Annotated in this window: 23 protein-coding genes; 9 read left to right on the top strand and 14 right to left on the bottom strand. The window is 68.5% G+C overall.

Features of this window, described 5'->3' with window-relative positions; translation table 11 throughout:
• Positions 1 to 3: 3 nt before the first annotated feature.
• Complete coding sequence (locus tag ACZ5IK_RS29580) at positions 4 to 540, bottom strand: hypothetical protein (RefSeq protein WP_465490696.1); 537 nt, start codon at positions 538 to 540, stop codon at positions 4 to 6.
• 38 nt (positions 541 to 578) lie between these two features.
• Here ACZ5IK_RS29580 and ACZ5IK_RS29575 point away from each other — a divergent pair, with 38 nt between their 5' ends.
• The 3 genes from ACZ5IK_RS29575 (at position 579) to ACZ5IK_RS29565 (ending at position 2,428) form a co-directional block, all read left to right on the top strand.
• The gene (locus ACZ5IK_RS29575; RefSeq protein WP_465490695.1) at positions 579 to 1,415 is read left to right on the top strand and encodes a LysR family transcriptional regulator; all 837 of its coding nucleotides are present in this window, start codon (positions 579 to 581) and stop codon (positions 1,413 to 1,415) included.
• A 143-nt stretch (positions 1,416 to 1,558) separates the two neighbouring features.
• Positions 1,559 to 1,870: a DUF6506 family protein gene (locus ACZ5IK_RS29570; protein WP_465490694.1), complete on the top strand. Its 312-nt coding sequence runs from the start codon at positions 1,559 to 1,561 to the stop codon at positions 1,868 to 1,870.
• Between the two features lie 21 nt (positions 1,871 to 1,891).
• Positions 1,892 to 2,428 (top strand): hypothetical protein, encoded by a 537-nt coding sequence (locus ACZ5IK_RS29565; RefSeq protein ID WP_465490693.1) that lies wholly within the window; start codon positions 1,892 to 1,894, stop codon positions 2,426 to 2,428.
• Here the strand turns inward: ACZ5IK_RS29565 and ACZ5IK_RS29560 are convergent, their stop codons facing one another.
• Positions 2,429 to 2,908 (bottom strand): MarR family winged helix-turn-helix transcriptional regulator, encoded by a 480-nt coding sequence (locus ACZ5IK_RS29560; protein ID WP_465490692.1) that lies wholly within the window; start codon positions 2,906 to 2,908, stop codon positions 2,429 to 2,431.
• Between the two features lie 83 nt (positions 2,909 to 2,991).
• Here ACZ5IK_RS29560 and ACZ5IK_RS29555 point away from each other — a divergent pair, with 83 nt between their 5' ends.
• Positions 2,992 to 3,633, top strand: coding sequence for an FMN-dependent NADH-azoreductase (locus tag ACZ5IK_RS29555; protein ID WP_465490691.1), 642 nt, complete (start codon positions 2,992 to 2,994; stop codon positions 3,631 to 3,633).
• 69 nt (positions 3,634 to 3,702) lie between these two features.
• Here the strand turns inward: ACZ5IK_RS29555 and ACZ5IK_RS29550 are convergent, their stop codons facing one another.
• The 10 genes from ACZ5IK_RS29550 to ACZ5IK_RS29505 form a co-directional block, all read right to left on the bottom strand.
• Entirely contained in the window at positions 3,703 to 6,837 is a 3,135-nt protein-coding gene (locus ACZ5IK_RS29550) for a TIM-barrel domain-containing protein (protein WP_465490690.1), read from the bottom strand.
• 215 nt (positions 6,838 to 7,052) lie between these two features.
• Positions 7,053 to 7,838, bottom strand: coding sequence for a DeoR/GlpR family DNA-binding transcription regulator (locus ACZ5IK_RS29545; protein WP_101608850.1), 786 nt, complete (start codon positions 7,836 to 7,838; stop codon positions 7,053 to 7,055).
• 126 nt (positions 7,839 to 7,964) lie between these two features.
• A complete protein-coding gene (locus ACZ5IK_RS29540; protein ID WP_465490689.1) occupies positions 7,965 to 9,821 on the bottom strand; it encodes a DUF5107 domain-containing protein in 1,857 nt (618 codons plus the stop codon).
• Positions 9,818 to 10,885 carry an ABC transporter ATP-binding protein gene (locus tag ACZ5IK_RS29535; RefSeq protein WP_465490688.1) on the bottom strand — a complete coding sequence of 356 codons (1,068 nt, stop codon included), beginning with the start codon at positions 10,883 to 10,885 and terminating at the stop codon, positions 9,818 to 9,820. The genes ACZ5IK_RS29540 and ACZ5IK_RS29535 overlap by 4 nt, the downstream gene beginning before the upstream one ends.
• Before the next feature lie 6 nt (positions 10,886 to 10,891).
• Complete coding sequence (locus tag ACZ5IK_RS29530) at positions 10,892 to 11,821, bottom strand: carbohydrate ABC transporter permease (RefSeq protein ID WP_465490687.1); 930 nt, start codon at positions 11,819 to 11,821, stop codon at positions 10,892 to 10,894.
• Positions 11,822 to 11,831: 10 nt separating this feature from the next.
• Entirely contained in the window at positions 11,832 to 12,773 is a 942-nt protein-coding gene (locus ACZ5IK_RS29525; RefSeq protein WP_465490686.1) for a carbohydrate ABC transporter permease, read from the bottom strand.
• Positions 12,773 to 14,164: an ABC transporter substrate-binding protein gene (locus tag ACZ5IK_RS29520; protein WP_465490685.1), complete on the bottom strand. Its 1,392-nt coding sequence runs from the start codon at positions 14,162 to 14,164 to the stop codon at positions 12,773 to 12,775. The genes ACZ5IK_RS29525 and ACZ5IK_RS29520 overlap by 1 nt, the downstream gene beginning before the upstream one ends.
• 81 nt (positions 14,165 to 14,245) lie before the next feature.
• Positions 14,246 to 15,127 (bottom strand): class II fructose-bisphosphate aldolase, encoded by an 882-nt coding sequence (locus tag ACZ5IK_RS29515; protein ID WP_465490684.1) that lies wholly within the window; start codon positions 15,125 to 15,127, stop codon positions 14,246 to 14,248.
• Between the two features lie 8 nt (positions 15,128 to 15,135).
• Positions 15,136 to 16,026, bottom strand: coding sequence for a 1-phosphofructokinase family hexose kinase (locus ACZ5IK_RS29510; RefSeq protein ID WP_465490683.1), 891 nt, complete (start codon positions 16,024 to 16,026; stop codon positions 15,136 to 15,138).
• A 7-nt stretch (positions 16,027 to 16,033) separates the two neighbouring features.
• The gene (locus ACZ5IK_RS29505) at positions 16,034 to 16,915 is read right to left on the bottom strand and encodes an SIS domain-containing protein (RefSeq protein ID WP_465490682.1); all 882 of its coding nucleotides are present in this window, start codon (positions 16,913 to 16,915) and stop codon (positions 16,034 to 16,036) included.
• 141 nt (positions 16,916 to 17,056) lie between these two features.
• Between ACZ5IK_RS29505 and ACZ5IK_RS29500 the strand changes: the two genes are divergently transcribed.
• The 3 genes from ACZ5IK_RS29500 (at position 17,057) to ACZ5IK_RS29490 (ending at position 19,009) form a co-directional block, all read left to right on the top strand.
• Complete coding sequence (locus tag ACZ5IK_RS29500; RefSeq protein ID WP_465490681.1) at positions 17,057 to 17,905, top strand: cobalamin-binding protein; 849 nt, start codon at positions 17,057 to 17,059, stop codon at positions 17,903 to 17,905.
• A gap of 78 nt (positions 17,906 to 17,983) precedes the next feature.
• Positions 17,984 to 18,457 carry a carboxymuconolactone decarboxylase family protein gene (locus tag ACZ5IK_RS29495; RefSeq protein ID WP_465490680.1) on the top strand — a complete coding sequence of 158 codons (474 nt, stop codon included), beginning with the start codon at positions 17,984 to 17,986 and terminating at the stop codon, positions 18,455 to 18,457.
• A 102-nt stretch (positions 18,458 to 18,559) separates the two neighbouring features.
• Entirely contained in the window at positions 18,560 to 19,009 is a 450-nt protein-coding gene (locus tag ACZ5IK_RS29490; protein WP_465490679.1) for a MoaF C-terminal domain-containing protein, read from the top strand.
• Positions 19,010 to 19,243: 234 nt separating this feature from the next.
• Here the strand turns inward: ACZ5IK_RS29490 and ACZ5IK_RS29485 are convergent, their stop codons facing one another.
• Complete coding sequence (locus ACZ5IK_RS29485) at positions 19,244 to 20,500, bottom strand: HNH endonuclease signature motif containing protein (RefSeq protein WP_465490678.1); 1,257 nt, start codon at positions 20,498 to 20,500, stop codon at positions 19,244 to 19,246.
• 254 nt (positions 20,501 to 20,754) lie between these two features.
• Between ACZ5IK_RS29485 and ACZ5IK_RS29480 the strand changes: the two genes are divergently transcribed.
• On the top strand, positions 20,755 to 22,200 hold the full coding sequence (locus tag ACZ5IK_RS29480; RefSeq protein WP_465490677.1) for an APC family permease: 1,446 nt from the start codon (positions 20,755 to 20,757) through the stop codon (positions 22,198 to 22,200).
• On the opposite strand, the gene ACZ5IK_RS29475 is transcribed toward ACZ5IK_RS29480, so the two are convergent.
• The gene (locus tag ACZ5IK_RS29475; RefSeq protein WP_465490676.1) at positions 22,180 to 22,929 is read right to left on the bottom strand and encodes a GntR family transcriptional regulator; all 750 of its coding nucleotides are present in this window, start codon (positions 22,927 to 22,929) and stop codon (positions 22,180 to 22,182) included. The genes ACZ5IK_RS29480 and ACZ5IK_RS29475 overlap by 21 nt on opposite strands.
• Before the next feature lie 110 nt (positions 22,930 to 23,039).
• Between ACZ5IK_RS29475 and ACZ5IK_RS29470 the strand changes: the two genes are divergently transcribed.
• The gene (locus tag ACZ5IK_RS29470) at positions 23,040 to 23,909 is read left to right on the top strand and encodes a Cgl0159 family (beta/alpha)8-fold protein (protein ID WP_465490675.1); all 870 of its coding nucleotides are present in this window, start codon (positions 23,040 to 23,042) and stop codon (positions 23,907 to 23,909) included.
• Positions 23,910 to 23,914: the final 5 nt, after the last annotated feature.

The following is a 23,914-nucleotide window of genomic DNA, read 5'->3' as shown; positions in this document are numbered from 1 at the left end:
CTTTCACGTCAGCTTGATGTCGGTGCCGGTGAGGTTCTTCATGTCGGTCAGCGTCGGACCACCGAAAGCCCGCAGTACCAAGGGTTTCGCCTCCTTGGGGAGGTCGAAGTAGAGGTCGAACTCGACGCGCACACCGCGTCCCAGTTCGACCTTGTCGGGCTGCCGCTTGATCGTCATGGCCTGGTTGTCGACCGCGATCACGGCGCCGGAATCGGTGACGAGTTGCTGGCGCCGGGTGTCGAAGAGGATTCCGGACACGCCCTTTCCGGTCACCACCAGCCGGAGCCGGACGAACTGGCCCTTCGCCTCGAACTCGGTATGACTGCCGGTGAGGCTGGGAAGTCCGGCGGCCAGCCCGATCAGCGAGAACTCGGTCTCGCCGTTGAGGGCCGGCGGCAGGTGCAGCGCGGTCTCGTCCGGCCGGACTTCCCGCGCGGGCAGGTCGTAGACGGGTTTGGCGGGCGGCTGCTCGGGTTCGCCGCCCGAACAGCCTGCCAGCAGGAGGACGGACAGCGCCGCCGCCGTGATTCCAGTGCGCACATCGACGATTCTGCCCGGTGAACGGCTACTGTGCGGCTGTGGAGCTACGACGTCTTCGGTATTTGTGTGTCGTCGCCGAGGAGGAGCATCTCACTCGCGCGGCGGAACGCCTCGGTATCCGGCCGTCGTCGCTCAGCCAGCAGATCATCGCGCTGGAACGGGAACTGGACGCGAACCTGTTCGTCCGGACCCAGTCGGGCATGACGCCCACCGAAGCCACGCGGGCGCTGCTCCCCCACGCCCGCCGGATGCTGGAAGAGGCCGACCTCGGCGTGCGGGCCGTCCGTGACACCGTGGGCCGTCCGCTCCGCATCGGCGTGACACCCGGCGCGCCACCGACCGCACTCCCCGTCCTGTACGCGGAAGCTGTGGAGGTCGAGGACCTCGCCGCCGCACGCCAGCTCGAACTCCTGCGCCGCGGCGCGCTCGACGCCGGTCTGATCGCCCTGCCGGAGGAGGTGGACGGTCTCCGGGTCGCCGAGGTGAGCGAGAGACCGTTGGGCGTGCTGGTCGCCGACACCCACCCGCTGGCAGGTTTCGACGACTTGGGCTGGGACGACCCCGCCGGGCTGGACCTCCTTCTGTACGAACGGGCGCTGGCACCGGGCTACCACGACGCGCTGCTCGCGGACTGCGCGGCGGCGGGCTGGCGGCCCGCTCACGTACGGACCGGCCCGCCCCGGCGGTCGCTGTTCGTCGCGGACTTGCGGCACGGCGGCGACGTCGTCGCGTTGCGCCCGCGGGAAGATCCGGCCGAGGGTCTGCACTGGCTGCCGCTGCGTACGCCGCCCGTCGTCCGGCACGCGCTGGTGTGGGACCCGGCGCACGAGTCCGCGGACCGGCTGGCGAAGCTGGTGTCACGTCTCGCGGTATGACCGTGCCCACAACGGTTTCCGGCCCGCGTCCGCTCGACCTCGCGTCTGAGGTGTCTCCGAACGACCGTGAGGATCCGCCTCGTGGACAAGGTCCCGGCTCCGCGATTTCCTCGTGGTTCAGCGAACGACGAAGGAGAACCGCGATGCGACAGTGGGGTTTCGTGTATCTGGCCGAGGGCTGCGACCCGGCACGTGACGTGTCCCGTGTGGACACCGGAGACTGCCTGACGGTCCTGGTCGGCCTCGGCAGGGTGGACCAGGTCGTGGCCGCGGCCGAACGGCTCGTGTCCGAAGGCGCTCAGCTGATCGAGCTTTGCGGCGCCTTCGGTCCTGTGTGGACGGCTCGGGTGATCGACACGGTGGGGAGCGAGGTCCCGGTCGGGAGCGTCATGTACGGCGCCGAGGCCACGAAACAGCTCCACGACCTGTTCGAACTCGGGATGCCGTCCTCTTGACACTGCGGTACAACCGAAGGCGTGGCCCCGATCCCGTGCTCCGATCTGTCTCCCGCCGCTTGGCTCGCCTCGAACGACCTGCCGTGGCAGCGGCTGGTGACCTTCGGGCCCGCGGGCTTCGACGGGTACGCGCGACTGCGGTTCATCCCCGACCCGGTGTTCGAGGGCCAGAGCGAGAACGACGCCGCTCCCAGCGCTCCGGAGCACGACCACTTGCGTGTCCTCTTCGAAATCCTCGCCGCGGGCACCGGAACACCCGGCGAGTGCTATTTCTGCGTCTGGGACGGTTACGGCGACCTATCCGGTGCACCCAAGGTCGTTGTCCCCCACCGGAACTACTTCCTGTTCCGCGGCGAACTCGAAGAAGCGGGCTTCTGGGGGACACCGGGGCCCGCCTTCGTCTGGCCCGCCGATCACGCGTGGTGCGTAACCAAGGACGTCGACCCGCATTGGGCGGGCATCGGGGCCACGAACGCCGTCCTCGATCGGCTCGTCACCGATCCCCGATTGGACGTCGTGCTCGCCGATCCCGCGCGGGAGCAGCCGGCCTACCGCTGATCAGCAGTCGTCAATGTGGGCGGCTTCGACGCAGGCGCCGGTCTCGGTCCGGCTGGTCGCCTGGTACAGCAAGTTGTACAGCGCCTCGCGCTGATCACCGTCCAGCGCGCCGAGCACGTCGTCCTCGACTCCGGCGAGGGCGAACTCCGCCTTGGCGAGCTGTTTGGCGCCGACGTCGGTGAGTTCGACGATATGACGGCGCCGGTCTTCCGGTGAACGCCGTCGTTCGATCAGGTTCGCGGACTCGAGGTCGTTGAGCAGCCCGACGACGTTCGTGCTGTCCATCTCCAGCGTCTTCGCGAGGTCCTGCTGCGAGCAACCCGCGAGATCGCGCAGCACGGTCAGCGCGACGAGATGCCGCGGCCGCAGGCCGAGCGGGGCCAGGACCGACTCGCTGCGCAGCCGGATCCGGCGGGTGACGTGGTCGAGCAGCGCGCCGCAGCGATGCGGGGGCTGGTTCACGACCGGGAGTTCGGACACTCGTCAAGTGTACGTTCCCACATAATGGCCGTCACAGCATCAATGGTTTGCGTTACACAAACTATCTGTGCAAGATAATCAGTATGACGCATCTCCTGCACATCGACTCGAGCATCACGGGCGAGCACTCGGCCAGCCGCCGCCTCACCGCGCGGGCGGCCGCGGCCTGGCGCGCGGCGCATCCCGACGGCACGGTCACCTACCGCGACCTGGGCGCCGAACCGCTGCCCCATTTCGACGCGGCGAGCAACGCGGCCAGGTCGGCGCCTCCGGAGCAGCACACCCCGGAGCAGGCCGAAGCCTGGCGGCTCATCTCGGCGCTGATCGACGAGGTCAAGGCCGCCGACACCATCCTGCTGGGCCTGCCGCTCTACAACTTCGGGGCGCCGAGCACGGTCAAGTCCTGGGTCGACCACCTGATCGTGCCCGGGCTTTCGTTCGACGCCGAGACCCACGAGGGCCTGCTCGGCGGGCGGGACTTCATCGTCCTAGCCTCGCGCGGTGGCGGCTACGGCGAAGGCACCCCGCGCGAAGGCTGGGACCACGCCCAGAGCTGGATCACGCACGGTGTGTCCCTGACCGGACTCGAACCGCGGTTCGTCACCGCCGAACTGACCCTGGCGAAGGTCAACCCGGCGATGGCGGACCTGATCCCGCTGGCCGACGCCAGCCAGGCCGAAGCCGAACGGGCCATCGACGCGCTGTGGACACCGGTGGCGGCCTGAGCGCGGGCCGCCCATGCGGGGGTCGTGAGTGGTAAGGACGGTTCTAACCGTCCTTACCACTCACGAGAGCTAGCCGATTCCCGCCGCGAACACGTGCATCGCGCTGTTCGACGGCAAGGTCACCGCGACGACCTCCTTGCCCGCGGTCAGCGGGACGGAGTTCGCGAAGACCCGGTACGGCGTGGTCGGATACGCCGCCCCGGTGCGGGTGTTCTTGCCCAGCACGGTCGCCACCGTCGTCGCGCCGTACTGGGCGGGATCGGCGCAGCACCAGTTGGGGAACCCGAGTTCGGCCTGGCTCGTGCTCCCGTCGGCGTAGCGGACGACGACCGTGCCCTTGGCCGTGCCCGTACCGGTTCCCGTCAGCACCAGCTTGGAGCCCGTCCCCCGCACCGCCACCGTCTGGCCCGACGCGAGGACGTTGTCCTTCTCGCCCGCGCCGGTTTTCGGCCAGGTCAGCTGGGCACCGAGAGCGGTGAAGCCCGCGCCGGGTTTGAGCCCCGCTTCGGCCAGGCCCTCGGCGCGGAAGCTGCTGCCGCCGCCGTCGATGTCCCCCGCCGCGACGTGGGCCGCGTCGGTGACGCCGACGTTGCCGTAGGCCGCGGCCAGCGAACCGTGCGGGACGGTGACCGTCACCGAGTCGGTGACCCGGTTCTCCCCGAGCCGCGCCTTGTACGACGCCGAGGCGGTGAGCTGGTAGTCGTCCGGCTTGATCCCCGCGTCCGGCGTCACCTTCACCGGGACCTTCACGGTCTGGCCGGGCATCACGAACCGGGGACCGGCGGGAATCTCGGCGCGAAAGCCGTTGGCGGGCAGGGAGAAACTGACGTCCCGCACCGGCAGCGGCGTACCGTTGGTGAAGCTCAGCGTGCCTTCCGCGGTCTGCCCGGGACCGGCGACCGCCGGGACGGACAGCGCGACCGATCCATTGCGGTCTTCGGGGAAGATCCCGCCGACCGCGCTCGTGCCGAACAGCCGGACGTCCTGGCGGTCACCGGCGCCGATCTTGCCGGTCTTGACCCGCGCGACCCCGCCGGTCGCCGGATCGAACCACCAGCCCGACGGCGCCGCGTCCAGTTCGGCCTTGCTGCCGTACTGCCGCAGGATCGAGGTCCCGGCCAGTACGGTCGCGGGCTTGCTTCCCGTGTGGACGGTCAGCTGATAGTTCCGCGCCGCGGGCTTCCCCGCGTAGGAACCGGAACTGGCACCGATCCCGACCGTCACCGTGCCCAGACCCGACTTCGGCGCGTCCACGGTGAAGGTCTGCTTGGCCTGGTCGCCGTTCTTGTACGCCCTGGTCACACCGTCGTCTTCGGTGAGTGTGAACGAGCCCTTGCCCTGCGGGTAGACGTCGAGATCGAGCACGCCCTTGTCCCGGGTCTGCCACGACTTCGTGCCCTCGGCCCACATCGGGACCACGGCCCCGGCGCGGACGAACAGCGGAAGCGTGTCGAGCGGCGCGTCGTAACCGTCCACAGTGGTCGGTCCGGTGTAGGTCTTGCCGCTCCAGTAATCGACCCACGTGCCCTTCGGCAGGTAGATGCCGTTGCGGACGGTGGAGTTCTCGTACACCGGCGCGACCAGGAAGTCCTTGCCGGACAGGAACTCGTACTTCGCCTTCTCGCTCCAGACGTTCGGGTCGTCCGGGTATTCGAGCGCGAGCGGGCGGACCTGGCCGACGCCGGTCTTGTGCGCCTCCACCGAATGGCTGTAGGTGTAGGGCAGCAGCCGCTCCTTGAGCAGCAGGTACTTGCGGTTGATCGAGGTGAACGGTTCGCCGTACCGCCACGGCTGCTTGTCCGACGCGGCCCAGCCGTCCATCGTCATCGAGACCGGCAGGAACGACTTCCACTGCAGGTCACGGACATAGGTCTGCGGGCTGCCGCCGAAGATGCCGTCGATGTCGCCGGTGTTATAGGCGATACCGGAGGTCGTGGCGCCGGCGTAGGTCGGGATCTGCCATTTGATGTAGTCGTAGGAGCCGGCCTGGTCGCCGCTCCACAGCACGCCGCAACGCTGCGCGCCCGCCCAGCTGACCGGCGTCCAGACGAACCCGCGCGCGTCGCTGTTGTCCTCGATGCCCTTGTGCGCGGTGTCGCAAGCGTCCAGTGCGAACTGGTAGCCAGGCCCGACCCACGCGACGTCGAGTTTGCGGACCCGGACCCCGGCCTTGACCTCTTCGACCTGGTTCGGCACGCCGTTCTCGGTCCACAGCCCGAGCTGCATCCCGTTCTTGCGCAGGCCTTCGCCCGTCTGCTGGAGGTTCTCGTACCCGCAGCCGTAGCCGTCGTTGACGAGCATCCAGCCGTTGGGCATCCCGTGCTCGGTGTACCCCTCCGCGACCTTCACCGCGTCCAGCGTGTGCCGTTCGCCGCGGTTGGCGTTGTGCAGGTAGCAGTCGGCGTCACCGTGCTCGAGCCCGTACAGCGGTGGCAGGAAAGGCTTTCCGACCAGATCGGTGTAGCCGGTGATGACGTCCTTGAGCCCGTCGCCGACCACGTAGGTCGCGTCGAAGCGGCGCTCGTCGTGCGTGGTGCGCACCGGCTCGGTGAAGGCGTAGGTGCCTTGGGCGAAGGTGTTGCGCAGCACGCCGTATCCCGCCGTGGAGGCGTAGAACGGCTGCGAGTTCGGTGCCCCGCCGTCGTCCCAGTTGTAGTCGGCGAAGATCCGGATCGTCTGGTCGCGGTGGCTGAACCGGCCGTTCTGCTCACCACCGCCGACGAACTGCTCGGCCGCCGTCCGCGCCAGGGTCTGTGTGGTCGCCTTGTCGGTCCAGGACAGCGGCGCCGACTCCTCCCAGAGCCGCTTGCGGTCCGCGCCGTCGTACAACGCGAGCCGCATCGGGTGCTTGTACGCCCGCAGCGTCGCCTTGCCCGTGGAAACCGCCCAGTAGTCCCCCTTGTCGGTCTTCTTCGGCGTGACCGGGTCGCCCGTGCGCGGCAGCACGATCTTGCTCCCGGCCGGATCGGTGAACGTGCCGTCCGGCGCCAGCCAGACGCGGACGGCGCCTTCGGCCGGGAAGCTGACGCGCACGGCGGCGCTTCCCGATTTCAGGGTGACCGTGGGGCCTTCGGCGGAGATCCCGGTCAGATCGCCCAGCTTGCCGGACGCCGCCGCGGCCGGATCGGCGTGGGCGAGGACCGGGGAGAGTCCGAGGAGGGCCACTGCGGCCAAACAACTCAGGGATTGCGCAACTCTGCTCATTCAAGACACCTTTCGCGCATGAATACGCAATATGGTCTCTGTATAGCGCACGGTTCGCGCAAAGTCATCCGCCGAAGCGGTGCTGCCGACTTTCGTCGGGTCGTTCGAAGATCCTTATGCGGCAAGGAGTCTTCCTGCCCCGGACGTCATGAAAGGGGCTTTCAGGACAGAATTCGTCCTGAAAGCCCCTTTCATGACACTCGGGAGCGGCCGGGTCAGACGGCCTGGACCTCGACCCCCGCGGCCTCGAAGGCACGCAGCACCTTCGGGTCGGCGTTGGAATCGGTGACCAGGGCGTGCACCTGCGGCGTCGAGCAGATCCGCGCGAACGCGCGGCGGCCCAGTTTCGACCCGTCGGCGACCGCGACGACGCGTTCCGACCGCTCGACCATCAGCCGGTTGATACTCGCCTCGCCCTCGTGGTGTGCGAAGGCGCCGGCCTCGGCGTCGAACGCGTCGACACCGAGGAACAGCAGGTCGATCGTCAACTCGCTGAGCACTCGCGTGGCCAGCGGACCGCTGAGTTCGAACGACTGCGGGCGCGCGACTCCGCCGGTCACCACGATCTTCACATGCGGCCGCACGGCCAGTTCGTGCGCGATGTTCAGCGCGTTGGTGACCACCGTCAGCCCCGGCGAATCCCGCAGGCCCGCCAGATCCGACCGCGTCGCCAGTGAACGCGCGACCCCGGCCGTGGTGGTCCCGCCGTTGAGGCCGACCACCATGCCCTGCGCCACGAGCGCCGCCGCGGCGACGCTGATCCGCTGTTTCTCGGGCACGTGCCGCGCGGTCTTGTAACGCAACGGCAGGTCGTAGGCGAGATCGTTGGCCACCGCGCCACCACGGGTGCGGGTGAGCAACTGCTGTTCCGCCAGGTGGTCGAGGTCGCGCCGGATGGTGGCCGCGGAGACGTTCAACTCCTCGGCCACGTCTTCGACGTCGATCTTTTCCCGCTGCCCCAGCAGGTCCAGCAGGGTGCTCAGCCGTTCGTGCCGGGCCATCCGCGCCACTCCTAGCTCGCTGCGGCCTATCGCGCATGACGTTGCGCTGTTGGCCACTGTTTCGAGCAGTATGCTGCATCGCGGTTGTCCGCCGCGAGCGGCACGCCGGTCGAGTGGCCCGGCCGTTCACTTCATCCGGAAGTCATGGTGTTCCGGCAGCGGTTCGTCGGAAACCGCCGCCCAGGTGTCCGAAAGAGACGTTTCCCCTTCCCTGAGGTTCGCGACCTCGAAACCCGTGTCGTACACGGCCTTCGCCGCGGCGAGATCTCCTCGCGCGAGGTGGGTGCGGGCGGCCAGCAAGGCGATCCGCCCCTCCTGCGGCAGCCCGTCGAGCAGCGCGCCCGCTTCGTCCGGAAGTCCCGCCGCGAGTTGCGCCGCGATCGCCTCCACGACCAGAGGCCGCAGCGACGGCGCGAGGGCGACCGCCCGCCGGTACAGCCAGGCGGCTTCGTGCCCGGCCGTGGCGACCGCGAGATTCCGCAGCGCCCAAGGGTTCTCGTTCGCCGAAACGGACTCGCGCCAGGCACCGACCGCGTCGGACTGCCGTCCGGCCGCCCAGTGCGCGACGCCGCGGTGATACCAGGTCAGCCAGTTCTTCGGGGCGTACTCCATGAGATCCGCCCAGTACCGGTTCACCAGCGTCGGCGGCGGGACGGCGAGTGGGTCCCCGTCCGGCGGCGTTCCGTCGAGCAAGGCGAGCCACGGCTCCTGATCCGGCCCGAGGGAGTCGTCCGGGAACGGTGTGCCGGGCAGGCACATCGGCGCCCGCCGGTTCTCCAGCGCGCCCCAGCCGGAGCCGGTGGCCAGGAAGGATTCCGGGGTGACGTCGGCGATCTTCCGCCAGGCGTCGTGGTATTCGTCCAGAACCTCCGCCGAAGGCAGACCGGCGGCGACGGCCTCACGAGCCGTCGTCCAGTCTTCGCCGTGCACCGCGGCCGGATCCGCGGTGACCGGACCGTATGCCTCCAGCCAGTCCCAGCTCTCGCCCGGCGGCAACCGCAGGTGCTCCAGCTGGGTCCGGGCCAGGCCCGCCTGGATCTCCAGGTAGCCGCCCGCGCCGGGCGCCAGCCATTCCTGCCAGCGGCGTCCGCCGGCGGACTCGCCCCACAGGAAGAGCTTCCGTCCGCGCAGACGGTCGGTGGACAGCTGCGCCAGCCCCGTCCCGTCCTCCTCGACGGCCGCGACCCACGGTCTTCCGTTCACCTCGAAGAAGTAGTCCGCCGCGGCCTCGGCGCGGGCCGGGTAGGTCAGCTCGCCGGGAACGTCGACCAGGTCGAGCCGTCCCGAATAGCCGTAGTGCCAGGCCTGCGTCGCGGGAGCCAGTACGCGGGTGCCCTCGTTCTGCGGCACCGCGATGTTCGACCACCAGTACACCGGGACGTCGTAGGGATGCGGATTCCGCACCCGCACCGCCACGAGCAGCTGGTCCGAGTCTTCGGGCAGCCAGAAGTCGACCTGATACGGCAGGTCGCGAGTCCGTTCCCATTCCCACAGCCGCAGCACCGGCGTGCCGTCCGGGCCCTCGATCTCCGCGGCGAACATCGGCTCGCAGGTCAGCGTCGTATGGCCGGTGCTCCCGAGGTTCCACTCGACACCGCCCGCGAACCACGCGTCCCGCAGGGCGAGGTTCGCGGGCTGGAGCACCGGGTTGCGATAGAGCAGCTCACGCCCGGAAGGCTTGTGGACCAGCGAGTACAGCCGTCCGCCCAGCGAAGGCAGCACGGTCGCCCGGAGTTTGTCGTTCTCCAGCACCAACGCCGGGAGCTCGCGTTCGACGCGGTCGCGGGTGTAGCCGTCCTGCAGCAGACACGGCAACGTGGTGTCCAGGCGGCCGTATCCGACGCCCTCCGCGAGATCCGGCGGCAGTTCGTCCACATTGGACACCTTGGCCACCGCCTCCGGCTTCCGGAGCGGCGGCAACGGGTTCTCCGGTCCCAGTTCGGCCGCCGGAAGCACCAGCCCGGTGCGGTACAGGCGGGTCATGCGTCCGGGAGCCGGTCACCGGTGGCGGCGTCGAAAAGGTGCACCGAGCCCGGCTGCGGGGCCAGCGAGATCGGCTCGCCACGCTGCCACGGCGCCATGCCCGGGGTGCGGACCGTCAGCACGCGGTCGCCGTCCCGGCAGTAGAGATACTGGTCGCTGCCCAGTTCTTCGACGACCTCGACGACGGCCTCGAAACCGCCGTCGCCGATCGTCCAGCCCTCGGGCCGGACGCCGACGACGATGCCGGGACCGGTCAGCGCCGACCGCTGTGCCGGGGTCAGCGGCAGCCGCGTCCCGCCGACGACGGCACCATCGGTGTCCACAGTGGTCTCCAGCAGGTTCATCGCGGGCGAGCCGATGAACCCGGCGACGAACACGTTGACCGGCTTGGCGAACAGCCCGACGGGAGTGTCGCACTGCTGCAGGATCCCGTCCTTCAGCACGGCCACCCGGTCGCCCATGGTCATCGCTTCGACCTGGTCGTGCGTGACGTAGAGCGTCGTGATGCCCAGCCGCCGCTGCAGGGACGCGATCTGGGTCCGCGTCTGCACCCGGAGTTTGGCGTCCAGATTGGACAGTGGCTCGTCCATCAGGAACACACTGGGCTCGCGCACGATCGCCCGGCCCATCGCGACGCGCTGCCGCTGCCCGCCGGACAGTTTCGCGGGTTTGCGGTCCAGGTACTCGGTCAGGTCGAGCACGGCCGCGGCCTCGCGCACCTTGCGTTCGCGTTCGGCCTTGGGCATCTTGGCCAGCTTCAGGTGGAAGCCGATGTTCTCCCCCACCGTCATGTGCGGGTAGAGCGCGTAGTTCTGGAACACCATCGCGATGTCCCGGTCCTTCGGTGGCAGTTCGGTGACGTCGCGGTCGCCGATGTGGATGGAGCCGTCGTCGACGCCCTCCAGCCCGGCGAGCATCCGCAGCGTGGTCGACTTCCCGCAGCCGGACGGGCCGACCAGGACGAGGAACTCGCCGTCGGCGACCTCGAGGTCGAGGCCGTCGACGGCCGGGCGTTCGACCCCGGCGTAGAACCGGGTGGTGTCGGAAAAGGTCACGGTGGCCATCAGGTCCTACTTTCCGGCGCCGAGGGTCAGGCCGGTGATGATCCGGCGGGCGAGCACGAGGTAGAGCACCAGCATCGGGAGCACGACGATCGCCACACCGGCGATCAGGCCGCCGTACTCCGACTGGTAGCTCGCGGCCCCGTAGAAGGTGAAGAGCGCGCGGGAGAGCGTGAAATGCGCCTGGTCCTTGAGGAACACGATCGCCAGGAGCGTCTCGTTCCACAGGCCGATGGCGTTCAGCGTCAGCGCGGTGATCATGCCGCCGCGCGTCAGCGGCAGCATGACCGAGAAGAACGTGCGCGTCGGCGAAGCGCCGTCGAGCGCGGCGGCCTCCTCCAGTTCGTCCGGCAGCGACCGGAAGAAGCCGGTCATCAGGAACACGGTGAACGGGATGGACAGTGCCACGTACAGCACGAACAGGCCGTACTCGTTGTCCAGGTGGATCTTGCTCAGCACCACGAACAGCGGGATGATCACGGTCTGGAACGGCACGCCCATGCCGATCGCGACGGCGTTCGTCATCGGACCGGAGCCGCGGACGCCGAGCCTGGTCAGGGCGTACGCGCAGGGTGCCGAAACGGCGACCGTCACGACCGTCGCGAGCCCGACCAGGACCACGGTGGTCAGCACCGCGTCACCGAAACCGGCGTTGTTCCAGGCGTAGACGAAGTTCCGGAACGGCTTGCCGTTCTTGAACCACTGGTACGGCAGGGCGAACGGCTTGGTGAAGATCTCCACCGGTGTCTTGAACGACGCGGTGAGCAGCCAGTACAGCACCAGGATGTTGCCGGCGGTGAACAGCCAGACGATCGTGGAACCCAGGACACGCAACGGGCTGAACCGTTTCGAGCCGGGTGCCGGACGAGGTTTGCGCGGTGGTTTGCGCACCGGTTTCGCCGGCGGGCGCGCGGGCGCCTCGACGTCGGTGACGGACATTTCGTCTCCCTCAGAACTGGATCGCGTCACGGCGCATCAAACGACGGAGCAGGACGACGAGCACGGACACCAGCGCGATCATCGCCACCGCGCAGGCACAGGCGGCACCGAAGTCCGGGGTGCCGTTCGAGCCGAAGGTCCGGTCGAACACATAGATCCCCAGCGTCCACGCCTCGTTGGGCGGGGCGTAGGTGCCCGGCCCGGCCAGCACGAACACCAGCTCGAAGATCTTGAGCGCGTTGATCGTCCACAGCACCCCGGCGACGCCGACGACGTCCCAGGTCATCGGCAGCGTGATGTTGCGGAACTTCTGCCACGGTGACGCGCCGCCCAGTTCGGCGTCCTCGTAGAGATACGGAGGGATGCGGTCGACCGCGGCCATCAGGATGGTGATGTAGAAGCCCGAACTGGCCCAGATCAGCGACGCCGTCACCACACCGGTCACATTGGACGGTGCGAGGAACTTCGCCGCGTCGGCGCCGAGGCCCTCCATCACGTAGTTCGCGAGCCCCTGTTTCCCCGGCTGGTACTTGAACACGAAGCCGAGGAACATCCCGAGCGCCACCGGCGCCACGATGTTGGGGAAGAACAGGATGGCGCGGACGGTCTTCCCGCCCTTCATGTCCCGCAGCACCATGGTGAACAGGAACGCCAGCGCGAACGTGCCGATCCCGCCGAGGAACACGTAGATCAGCGTGTTGCCGAAGGCGTACTGGAACGAGTCGCTCGACACCATCTGCGTGTAGTTGGTGACGCCGTTGGGTTTCGGCGTGTCCCCCGCACCGGCCCAGCTGGTGAAGCTCAGCACCACGGTCGCGATCGTCGGCAGCACCAGGAAGGCCAGGTACAGCGCCAGCGCCGGGGCCGCGAACGGCCAGAACAGCCGTTTCTTGCGATGCAAGTGGGCCCCGGCCTTCAAAGGCCGCGCCGCCTTGGTCGTGACCGTGGCCATCAGCCCTGGTTCTTCCAGAATTCGGCGCCCTTGGTGGCGAGCTGGTCCACGAACTGCTCCGGGGTGATCTGCCCCTTCAGCAGGGCGATGTCGGCCGGGTCGAAGACGTCGGTCTGCCATTTGCCGCCGGCGATCCCGTCGATGCCGTCGTACTGCAGGACGTGTTCCTTCTTCGGGTCGTCCAGCGCGGCCTTGACCTGCTTGAGGTCGTCCGGCACGGCGAGGTCGGCGCGCGGCACGAGGTTGTCGGCCACCGCCGGGATCCCGGAAAGCAGGTCCTTGTTGAGGAAGTAGGCGATGAACGCCTTGGCACCCTCGGCGTGCTTGGCCTTCTTGGTCACCGAGAAACCGATCGACATCTGCTCGACGGTGTCGTGCGTGGCGCCCGCGGGCATCGGGAACTGGAACGAGCCATAGTTGATCTTCGTCCCGGAGCCCTGCTTGTCGAGGTACTCGCGGGTCTCGCTCGGCGCCCAGCTGCCGACGTAGAGGAAGCGGGAGTCGCCGTCGGCCCAGCGCTGCTGCACCTGCGGGAACTTCGCCGCGTCCCACCCGTCGATGAAGTGCTTGGGCAGCTTCGCGGTTTCGACGGCGGCCTTGAGGAAACCGGGCTCGGTCTTCCACGCCTGGCCGGTCTTGTCGGTCGCCGCCTTGTAGAGCCCGCCCGCGCCGACGTACCGCTCGGCGAGCTGGGTGTAGTAGTACATGTTGTAGAACGGGATGTCGCCGTCGAGGCTGATGGCGGCCTTGCCGTCGGTCTTCGCCTTGTCGAACAGGCCGATCAGCTCGTCCATCGTCTTCGGCTGCTGGATGTCGCCCGCGGTGTCCTTGTTGAACCACCAGGCGCTCGACTGGATCGTGTACGGGACCATGAAGTTGTGGCCCTCGCGGTCCTTGTTCTGCGGGAAGTCGTACGAGCTGGGCGAAAGCACGTCCTTGACGGTCTTGTCGCCCTCACCGACCTTCATCGCGAAGACGTCGTCGACGCTCTGCGTGCCACCGGGCGTCATGATCGCCGCGCCGACCTTGCTGACGTCCTGGTCGAACAGATCCGGCACGGCGTCGGTGTTCAGCGCGGGCACCAGGTTCTGCGTGTAGGCCTTGCGGCCCAGCCACTGCACGTCGACCTTGACGCCGGTCTTCTCCGTGAAGCACTTGAAGGCCTTCTGCAGGACCTTGCCCTGCGGCTCGTCGGCCGTCCACATGGACCAGTACGTGAACTCCTTGTCCGTCGCGGGTTTCACCGCCGCTTCCGGACAAGGCGCGTTGAGGAACTGATCGACGCCCGGAAGCGCGTTCTCGCCGGTGCCACCGGCCGTGTCCCCGCCGCCGCATCCCGCGAGCAGGAGCGCCGCCCCTGCCGTCAATGCCGTGAGCCTGCCTACCCGCATCCGCCACCACCTGGATCGAAGATCACACAAGTTCTGCTTGTTCTTGCGCAGTTTTGTGAGGTTTCACGCACATGTCAACACTCAATCGCGCAAACTCTGCTCAATCGTCACCTTGACCGGTTCAACATGATCAAGCTTGAGCACTCCCAAGAGCCGCCGCACCTCGACGGCGACCGCGGCACGCCCGGCGCCGAGGTACTTCCGCGGGTCGACGCGCTCGGGATGCGCGCGCCAGTCGTCCGCGACGGCCGCGGTGAACACCTTGTTGAGCTGGGTGGCGATATTGATCTTCGTCATCCCGGCCCGCACCGCTTCGGCCAGCCCGTCGTCGGGCACACCCGACGAGCCGTGCAGCACCAGCGGCACCGGCACCCGTTCCCGGAGCCGTGCGATCAGCTCGAAGTCCAGTGCGGCGTCACGGGTGAGCATGGCGTGCGAACTGCCGACGGCCACCGCCAGCGCGTCGACGCCGGTGGAGGCGACGAACTCCGCCGCCTCGTCCGGATCGGTGCGCGCGCCGGGCGCGTGGACACCGTCCTTTCCCCCGACCTCACCGAGTTCGGCCTCGACCCACACTCCGTGGTCATGGCAGTACGCGGCGACTTCACGCGTCGCCCGGACGTTGTCGGCATAGTCCAATTTGGACGCGTCGAACATGACGGACCCGAAGCCGAGCGCGACGGCCTCGCGGACGAGGTCGGCGGATTCGGCGTGGTCGAGATGCACCGCGACCGGGATGACGGCGCCCCTGGCCGCGGCGAGCGCCGCCGTGCCGACCGGCGCCAGTGAGCCGTGGTACTTCACGGCGTTCTGGCTCAGCTGCACGATCACCGGTGCCTCCGCCGCGGCGGCGCCGTCGATGATCGCGGTGATGTGTTCGAGCTGGATCGCGTTGAACGCGCCGCAGCCGTGCCGGGCCGCCGCGACGGCACCGACGATCTCCCCGGTTCCCACCAGAGGCATGACTTCTCCTAATCCGGGCGGGCGCGCACGGCGACCAGCCCCTGTTCGGCTTGGTAGTGCGCGAGGTCGACGTCCCCGGCGAGCGGGCCGAGCACGGCCGCGCCGGACAGGGCGACGGCCCGGCGCAGGATGTCCGGCCACGGTTCGCGCCGGCTCAGGCCCAGTGCCAACGCCGCGACGACGGCGTCGCCCGCGCCGGTGGTGTTGCCCCGCAGCACCGTGGACGGTGCCGCGTGCCAGGTGCCGGATCCGGTCACCGCCAGCAGCCCCTCGGGGCCGAGGGAGACGACAACTGCGCCCGCCCCGGCCTTGCGGAGTTCGGCCGCGGCGGCCACCGGATCGCGCAGGCCGGTGACCTCGCGCAGTTCGTCGGCGTTCGGTTTGACCACGGACGGCCGCCCGGCCAGGCCGTCGAGCAGGGCTTGACCGGAAGTGTCCAAGATGGACGGTGAAGCGCCGAGCAGCCCGGCGTATCCCCCGGCTCCCGGTGGGAGGCTGCCCGAGCAGACGAGCACGTCCGGTTTCCGGTTTCGGGCGGCCGCCGCAAACGCTTGCCATTCGTCTTCGGTGAGCCTGGGGCCGGGTTCGTTCAGCAGTGTGACCGATCCGTCGCCGGCCAGGACCGTGGTGGTGCGCCGGGTTTCCCCGCCGATCGGGACGGCCTCCGCGGCGACCCCCACCGCCGCGAGGTCCGCCACGACGGCGGATCCCGTCGCACCACCGGCGGTCAAGACCGCGCGGACGTCGACGCCGAGCGCGTGCAGCACCCTGGCGACGTTGACGCCCTTGCCGCCCGCCCGGTACCGCACGTCGCGCACCCGGTGCACCTCACCGGGCCGCAGACCGTCCACTGTGTACGTGACGTCCAGCGCGGTGTTCGGCGTGACGGTGACGATCACGGTGGCCTCAGGTCAGGACGACGGAACGGGTGAGACTGCGGGGGTTGTCCGGGTCGAGCCCCTTGCGGGCGGCGATGGCTCCGGCCACCCGCTGCGCGCGGACCAGGTCGGCGAGCGGGTCCAGGCCGCTCTCGACGAACAGGCCGCCCGCGCGGGCGACGTCGTCGGCGAGGCCGTCCGGCGCCTGCCCGAACATCCAGGTCACGCGGCCGGGTTCGCTGATGCTGATCGGCCCGTGCCGGTAGTCCCACGCCGGGTACGACTCCGTCCACAGCAGACATGCCTCGCGGAACTTGAGCGCGGCCTCGTTCGCGATGCCCACCGACCAGCCGGTGCCGAGGAAGCTGAACTGCTCCGCGGTGACCAGTTCGTCGGGCAGCGGTTCGGCCAGGACGCGTTCGGCCTGGTCCGCGGCCGCGTTCAAGTCCTCGCCGAGGTGCGCCCGCAGCATCGCCAAGGCCGTGGTGGCGAAACGGGTCTGCACGACCGAGCGTTCGTCCACGACGGACAGGTCGACGATGGTGTCGGCGGCGTTCTCGATCTCGCCGGGCACCCCGGTGATCGCGATGGTCGGCGTCTTGCCCCGCAGCTTCGCCAGCAGGGCGTGGACCTCGGTGGTCGTACCCGACCGGGTCAGCGCCACGACGTGGTCGTAGCCGCGGCCCACCGGGAACTCCGACGCGGCGAAGGCGTCGGTTTCGCCGAGCCCGGCGGACTCGCGGAGGACGGCGTACGCCTGGCCGATGAACCACGACGTACCGCAGCCGACGATCGCGACCCGCGCGCCGGGCGGCGGCAGCAGATCACTGTTCGCCGAGGCCAGCGCCGCCGCGTCCCGCCAGCAGCCGGGCTGGCTCGCGATCTCCGCCGCCATGAAGGTCCCGCTCATGAACTCCCCATCCGTGCCAGTTGTGCGCAATAGCTGTCACGTTAGGTGCAGTTTTGTGCAACGTCAATGCTCCAAGAGTGCAGTTTCACGCATTTGACCCGCTCAGATGTGCAGGATGCGCTGGTCACCTACCGTGGACGGATGCGGATCGTCTCGTTGCTCCCCGCCGCGACGGACTTCGTCGCGACCCTCGGACTGCTGCCGTCACTGACCGGCCGGACCCACGAATGCGACTGGCCGCCCGGCGCGCTCGACGACGTCCCGGTGGTCACGAGCAGCGCGATCGACCACGACGTGCTGTCGAGCCGGGAGATCTCGGCGGCCGTCGGCGGCGAGCATCGTGGCTCGGGCCTGTACTCCCTCGACTCCGAACTGCTGGCGGCCGCCGAACCCGACGTCGTGCTGACCCAGGACCTCTGCGACGTCTGCGCGATCTCCTACCGGCAGGTCTCCGAAACCGTGCGCGCCATGGAGGGCGACACCCGGGTCGTCAGCCTCGAACCGCGAACACTGGAAGGCATCTTCACCTGCTTGACCACACTCGGCGAGGTGCTGGGCGTCCCCGAACGGGCGGCCACCGAGACCCGCCGCCTTAAGGAACGGCTAGCTGCCGTCCGTGCCCGGGTCGCGGGGCGGCCTCGCCCGCGCGTGGCGGCCCTCGAATGGCTCGACCCACTCTGGCCCGCCGGGCACTGGGTCCCCGAACAGATCGAAGCGGCGGGCGGAACCCCGCTGCTCGCCGCCGCGGGCGAACACACCCGGCCGATCCCGTGGGACGCCGTCGTCGAAGCACGGCCCGACATCCTGCTGCTCATCTTCTGCGGCTTCCCACCGGAACGGACCGAGGCGGAGCTCCCCCTGCTGACCGGCCTTCCCGGCTGGAGCGACATCCCCGCCGTGCACATCCTCGACGGCCCGGCCTACTTCAACCGGCCGGGCCCTCGCGTCGTCGACGGCGCGGAGCTCCTCGCGGACGTCCTGCACGGGTGACCGGCGTCACGCCGAAAGCTGTCACAACCTCTCCGGCCGGATCGTCATGTGTGCAGAAACCGACGGAGAGGAAAGATCATGGAACCGCGCATCAACCTGTTCGAGAACGAGGTCGCCCTCAAGTTCGTCAAGCGTCTCGGCGCCGCGAGCCGCCCGATCGAGGAGTCCTCGCTGCCGCACGCGACCCAGGAACTGGTGAAGCTGCGCGCCAGCCAGATCAACGGCTGCGGCTTCTGCACCGACATGCACAGCAAGGACGCCGCGCACGCCGGCGAGACTTCGGTGCGGCTCAACCTGGTCGCCGCCTGGCGGGAAGCGAACGTGTTCACCGAGGCGGAGCGCGCGGCACTCGCGCTCACCGAGGAGGGCACCCGCATCTCCGACGCGCACCACGGCGTCAGCGACGAGACCTGGGCGCAGGTGCGCAAGCACTACGACGACGAGCAGATCGGCGCCTTGATCTCCCTGGTCGCCACGATCAACGCGTACAACCGGCTCAACGTCATCGCCGGGACCCCGGCCGGCGACTACCAGCCCGGCATGTTCGGCTGAGCCCCGCGTTCACCGACAACAGGACTGCCTTGCCGGACAACGATTCCCGCAGCCCCCGGTGCTAAACCTTCGGAACCAGCGATCCTTCCGGAGGTTCAGCCCGTGGAACTCGATGTCCGCTTCTTCCCCGTGACCGGCACCCACCAGCTCAGCAACGATCTCGTCGGGCTCCGCGCGAACTTCCACTACGGCTCGGGAAACGTGCTGGAGCAGCACTACGCGGACAGGACGACGATGATCTGGACCGGCGTGTCCGGCGAATTCACCGGCGTCCGGCAGAAGGAGACGACGCTGCGCGTCTTCGAAACCGGGCCGGCGCAGTACTTCGTCACCTGGTACGAGACCGGGACCGTCGCGACGGCCGCGCACGGCGAGATCTTCGACGGCGGCTATCCCATCGCGGTGATGGCCGACTTCGGCCGGTCGATCGCGACGGCCGCCTATACGAACCCGCGGGAGGACGGCGGGCAGTACTTCCTGGTCGACCAGGCGACCATCGAGGTTCTGGAGCGGCCGCACCGATGGCCTTCCTTCCCTGAGCCGCGATCGTGAGAGGCCGTCTGGCTGCGATAATTCCTGCATGAGTGCGTCACCGACCTGACCTCGATCGCCGATGACGGCACGACCGGGACGACCGTCCATTTCCGCCCGCGGCAAACCCTGCGCGCGACGGCTCAGCTGACGGTGAGCACGCTCGAGCGATGGGCCAGGTCATGGCCACAGCTGTCCACCGAGACGCTTGACCGGCGAATCGGCTGACCTCGGCTATCGCGCCCCAGCGTCGGCCTATGTCCTGAGGTGCATGGTGTTGCGCCTCGGTTCTCCGGTGGGGTCGAGGTAGGCAGGTGCGGTGAATTCCGGGAGGCCGTCCTGTGCGATCTGGACTTTCCATTGGCTGTGGTGGATCAACCGATGATGCTTGGTACACAGCAGCACGAGATTGTCGATCTTCGTTTCGCCGTGGTGTCGCCAGAAAACAATATGGTGAGCCGTACAACGGGGCACGGGCATGTCACAGCCGGGGAAAGCGCAGCCACCGTCGCGGATGGTGAGTGCGTACTTCTGGGCCAATGACACCGTTCGTTTCGAACGGCCGATGTCGAGGGGTTCGCCTGCGGTGCCGAGAACTCCGGGCCGGACACGGGCATCACAGGCCAGGATGCGGGCGTCGGTGGCGCTGATCGGCCCGACCAGGTCCAAATGCGCTTCACCGATGTCCCGGATGAGGTCCTCGTACGACATGGTGATGAGGATGTGGGTGGCCTCGCCTGCTTGGCCGGGAAGGTTCCGGCTGGTGGTCTTCAACCGGACGTAGTCGGTAAAAGCGTCGCCGTAGCGCTCGTCTTGAGTGCGGGAGTCGCGGACTCCGTCGATGGCCTTGTGCGGTTTGGCCATCGGGTCGAGGTCGGACTTCAACCGCGCGTAGGTCTCCAGATCGAGCGTGCCCTTCAATCCCAAGGTGCCGTTGCGGTGCTGGACGAACCGCAACTCCGGACGCGCGTCCTTGGGGTTCTCGTCCCGGGGTTCTTTTCCGTCCGGGTCCAGGTCATTCAGCAACCGTCGACCGGCCTGGTTGATCTGACGGGGCCCGGCGTGCCGGGCCAGATCCACAAGAATCTTCTCCCCGCCTCGAACGTCTTCTTCCGGGACAGTGGACGGGATGCGGGCGAGGGTGTGGATGATCGCGTCGATCTGCGAGCCGCCGATCGCGCCCTCCGCAGCAGCGTCAGCCGTCAGGGGTGCGAGAGGCGGCACCCGATCACCACCCACCGCCACACCGGCGTGCAACGCCAGGACGCGGTCGGCGCGGACATCGGCTTCCTTGCCAGTGACGTGGAAGTCCTCGAAAATCATCGCCGACAACGTCGCATGACCTGAACACCCACGAACCCCGCGGATATTGATTTCCGCGAGGATCGCGTTCTGCTCCGCATCCAATTGGCGCTTGAGGACTTCGAGTTCTTGTTTGCGGGCATGCAGCACAGCGGTATCGACACGCCACCACTCGGCGGGTGTCGTCCGGGATACGTCTTCGCTGGCCACGACATCAACAATACCAGCAGTCGAACACCTGTGCTATCAAACGTTTATGTGACACGACGAAAAAAGCCGCGGAAATAGTCAGCCTCGTGAGTGGTAAAGACGGTTCTAACCCTTACCACTCACGAGGCCCGAGACCACCTCCGCGGCGAGCACCCAGACCGGGCACTGGCGAACAAGCGCCGAGCGCGCAAAGGCAAAGCCCGCACCCCCGCCCGCTCCCATACTGGCCGTCCAGCGAACAAGAGGAGCAGCGAATGAGCCGAGACGACACGTCGCTCGCCAAGAACGTCCTGGGCGTGCCAGGCATCGTCTTCCTCGTGCTCGCCGCGGTCGCGCCCTTGACCGGGATGGTCGTGATCGCGGCCATCGGCATCGCGGTCGGGAACGGCGGCGGGATGGTCGCGGCGTTCCTGCTGGCCACGGTCGTCCTGCTGTTGTTCGCGGTCGGCTACGCGCAGATGTCGAAGGTCCTCACCAGCGCGGGCGGCTTCTACGCCTTCGTGGTCAAGGGTTTGGGCCGGACACCGGGTCTCGTCGCCGGTTTCATCGCGATGCTCGGCTACAACTGTTTCGTGGCGGGCGCGATCGGCACGAGCGGATTCTTCACCTCCACCGCGATCGACACCGTCTTCGGGCTGAAGCTCGACTGGCTCTTCTGGAGCGCGCTTTCGGTCGTGCTGGTCCTGCTGCTCAGCCGACGCGGAATCGCGGTCAGCGCGAAGGTGCTGGGAGTCTCGCTGGTCCTCGAAGTGTCGATCCTGCTGATCATGGACTTCAGCGTGTTGTTCCGGCACGGCTTCTCCTTCGCCGCGTTCAGCCCGTCGGTCATGTTCCAGGGCGCGAGCGGACTGGCGTTGTTGTTCGCCGCCAACGCTTTCATCGGGTTCGAGGCGACGGCGTTGTTCGGCGAGGAGGCCAAGGATCCCAAGCGGACGATCCCGCGGGCGACCTACATCGCGATCGGGTTCATCGGGGTGTTCGCCGCGTTCACGACCTGGGCAGTGGTCAGCGCGATCGGCGCCGAGCAGGCGCAGGACGTGGCCGCCGCGCACCTTTCGACCGGTGACCTGGTGCAGTCGGTCGCCCAGGAGTATCTCGGCGACACCTTGACCAAGGTGATGTTGCTACTGCTGGTGGTCAGCCTGTTCGCGGCGCTGCTGGCGCTGCACAATTCGGCCACGCGTTACCTCTACGCGCTGGGACGGGTCGGCGTGCTGCCGCGGCTGCTGGGCAAGACCAACCCGCGCAACGGCGCGCCGCGCTACGCCTCGATCGTCCAGCTGGCCTTCGGTTCGCTGGTGGCGGTGGCGTTCCGGCTCGCCGGGCTCGACCCGGTCGCCGACCTCACCGCGAGCATGACCGGCTTCGGCACCCTCGGCATTCTCACCCTGCAGCTGTTCGCGGCGGTGGCGATCCTGGTCCATTTCCGCCGGACGCGGGACCGCCGGATCGTGAAGACGCTGCTCGCTCCCGGGCTGGGCGCGGTGGGTCTCGGGCTCATCGTGACGCTGGCGATCCTCAATTTCCCGACCCTCGCCGGATCCAGCAACGGCGTCGTCCCGCTTCTGCCGTGGCTGCTGCTGATCGTCGCGCTGGCCGGGCTCGCGCTCGCCGTCTGGCTGCGCAGGTTCCGCCCGTCGGTGTACGCGGCGCTGGAGTCCGACCTGGAACGCGAACCGTCAGACGTTGTTGGTCAGTGAAAGGTTGAACGAGTAGCGCGAGGCGCGGTAGACGTGCCATCCGTACTCGACGACCCGGCCGGTGTCGTCGTAGGTGGTGCGCCGCATGGTGAGCAGCGCAGCCCCCGGCTTCTCGTGCAGCAGTTCGGCGTCCTCCTCTGTCGCCTGCCGGGCGCCGACGTTCTGCTGGGCGGCGTGCAGCCGGACGCCCGCGGACCGGAGTAGCTGGTAGAGCCCCTTGTCCCGTAGTTCGTCGTCGGCCGGGTCGATGATGCCGTCGGGCAGGTGGTTGTTCATGATCGCCAGCGGTTCGCCGCCGGTCGAGCGCACCCGCTTCAGCCGCCGGACGTGGGTCAGGCCCGGTGTCTCGAGCCGCTCGGCCACCTCTTCGCCGGCGGGTTCGACCTGATTGACCAGGACGACGGACTCCGGCTTGTCCCCGAGTTCGCTGAGATCGTCGAAGAGGCTGCTCAGCCGCAGCGGGCGGGCGACCTTGGTGCGGACGACCTGCGTGCCGACACCACGTTTGCGGACCAGCAACCCCTGGTTGACCAGGGATTGAATCGCCTGGCGGATCGTCGGCCGCGACAGGTGCAGCCGCGCGGCCAGGTCCAGCTCGTTGTCCAGCCTCGCGCCGTTCGGCAACCTGCCGTCTTCGATCGCGGCGCCGAGCTGCCGGGCGACCTGCGAGTACAACGGCTCCGGGCCGTTCGGATCCACCACGATCTCGCCGGGCGCCCAGGGGTTCATGCGCGGAGCCTACCTCGGGCGATACCTATGACCTTATGTCCATATGTCTTGACAAAGTCTTCGGGCTCTTGCGAGGGTCGAAAGGTCAAGCGAGCCGGAAGGAACAACGGGTGTCCGAAACAGTACGCCGGGTAGTCGCCGCGCGGGTGCGCGATCCGGAGGCCATCGCGGTGGCCGCGGCCACCCGGGTCCGGGCGAAATCGCCGTTCAACGACAAGGGCCGCACGATGATCATCGCCGCGGACCATCCGGCGCGCGGCGCGAACGGCGTCGGTTCCGACCCGCTCGCGATGGCCGACCGCGGCGAACTGCTGGATCGCCTCGGCCTGGCGCTGGAGCGGCCCGGTGTCACGGGGGTGCTGGCGACGCCGGACATCGTCGACGATCTGCTGCTCCTCGGCGTCCTCGAGGGCAAGACCGTCATCGGCTCGATGAACCGCACCGGCCTCGCCGGGTCGAGTTTCGAGATCGACGACCGTTTCGCCTGCTACGACGCCGAAGCGATCGAGCGGATGCGGTTCGACGGCGGTAAGACGCTCACCAGGATCTGCCTGACCGACCCGGCGACGCCGAGCGTCCTCGAGAACACCGCGAAGGCGATCAACGAGCTCGCGGACCGGAAACTGATCGCGATGGTCGAGCCGTTCCTGTCCGACTGGGTCGACGGCCGCCTCCGCAACGACCTCTCCCCCGAGGCCGTGATCCGCTCGGTCACCATCGTCTCCGGTCTCGGCCGCTCGTCGGCCTACACCTGGCTGAAGCTGCCGGTGGTCGAGGACATGGAACGCGTGCTGGCCGCCTCGACGTTGCCCGCCGTCCTGCTGGGCGGCGAGGTCAAGGATCCCGACGCCGCGTTCGCCGCCTGGCAACGGGCGCTCGCGCTGCCGACCGTGCAGGGCCTCGTGGTCGGCCGCTCCCTGCTCTACCCGCACGACGGCGACGTCGCCAAGGCCGTCGACACGGCCGTCGGATTGCTGTGAACACC

This window comes from Amycolatopsis sp. NPDC031561 (assembly GCF_055580625.1).
This window is presented reverse-complemented; position numbering and strand designations above follow the sequence as displayed.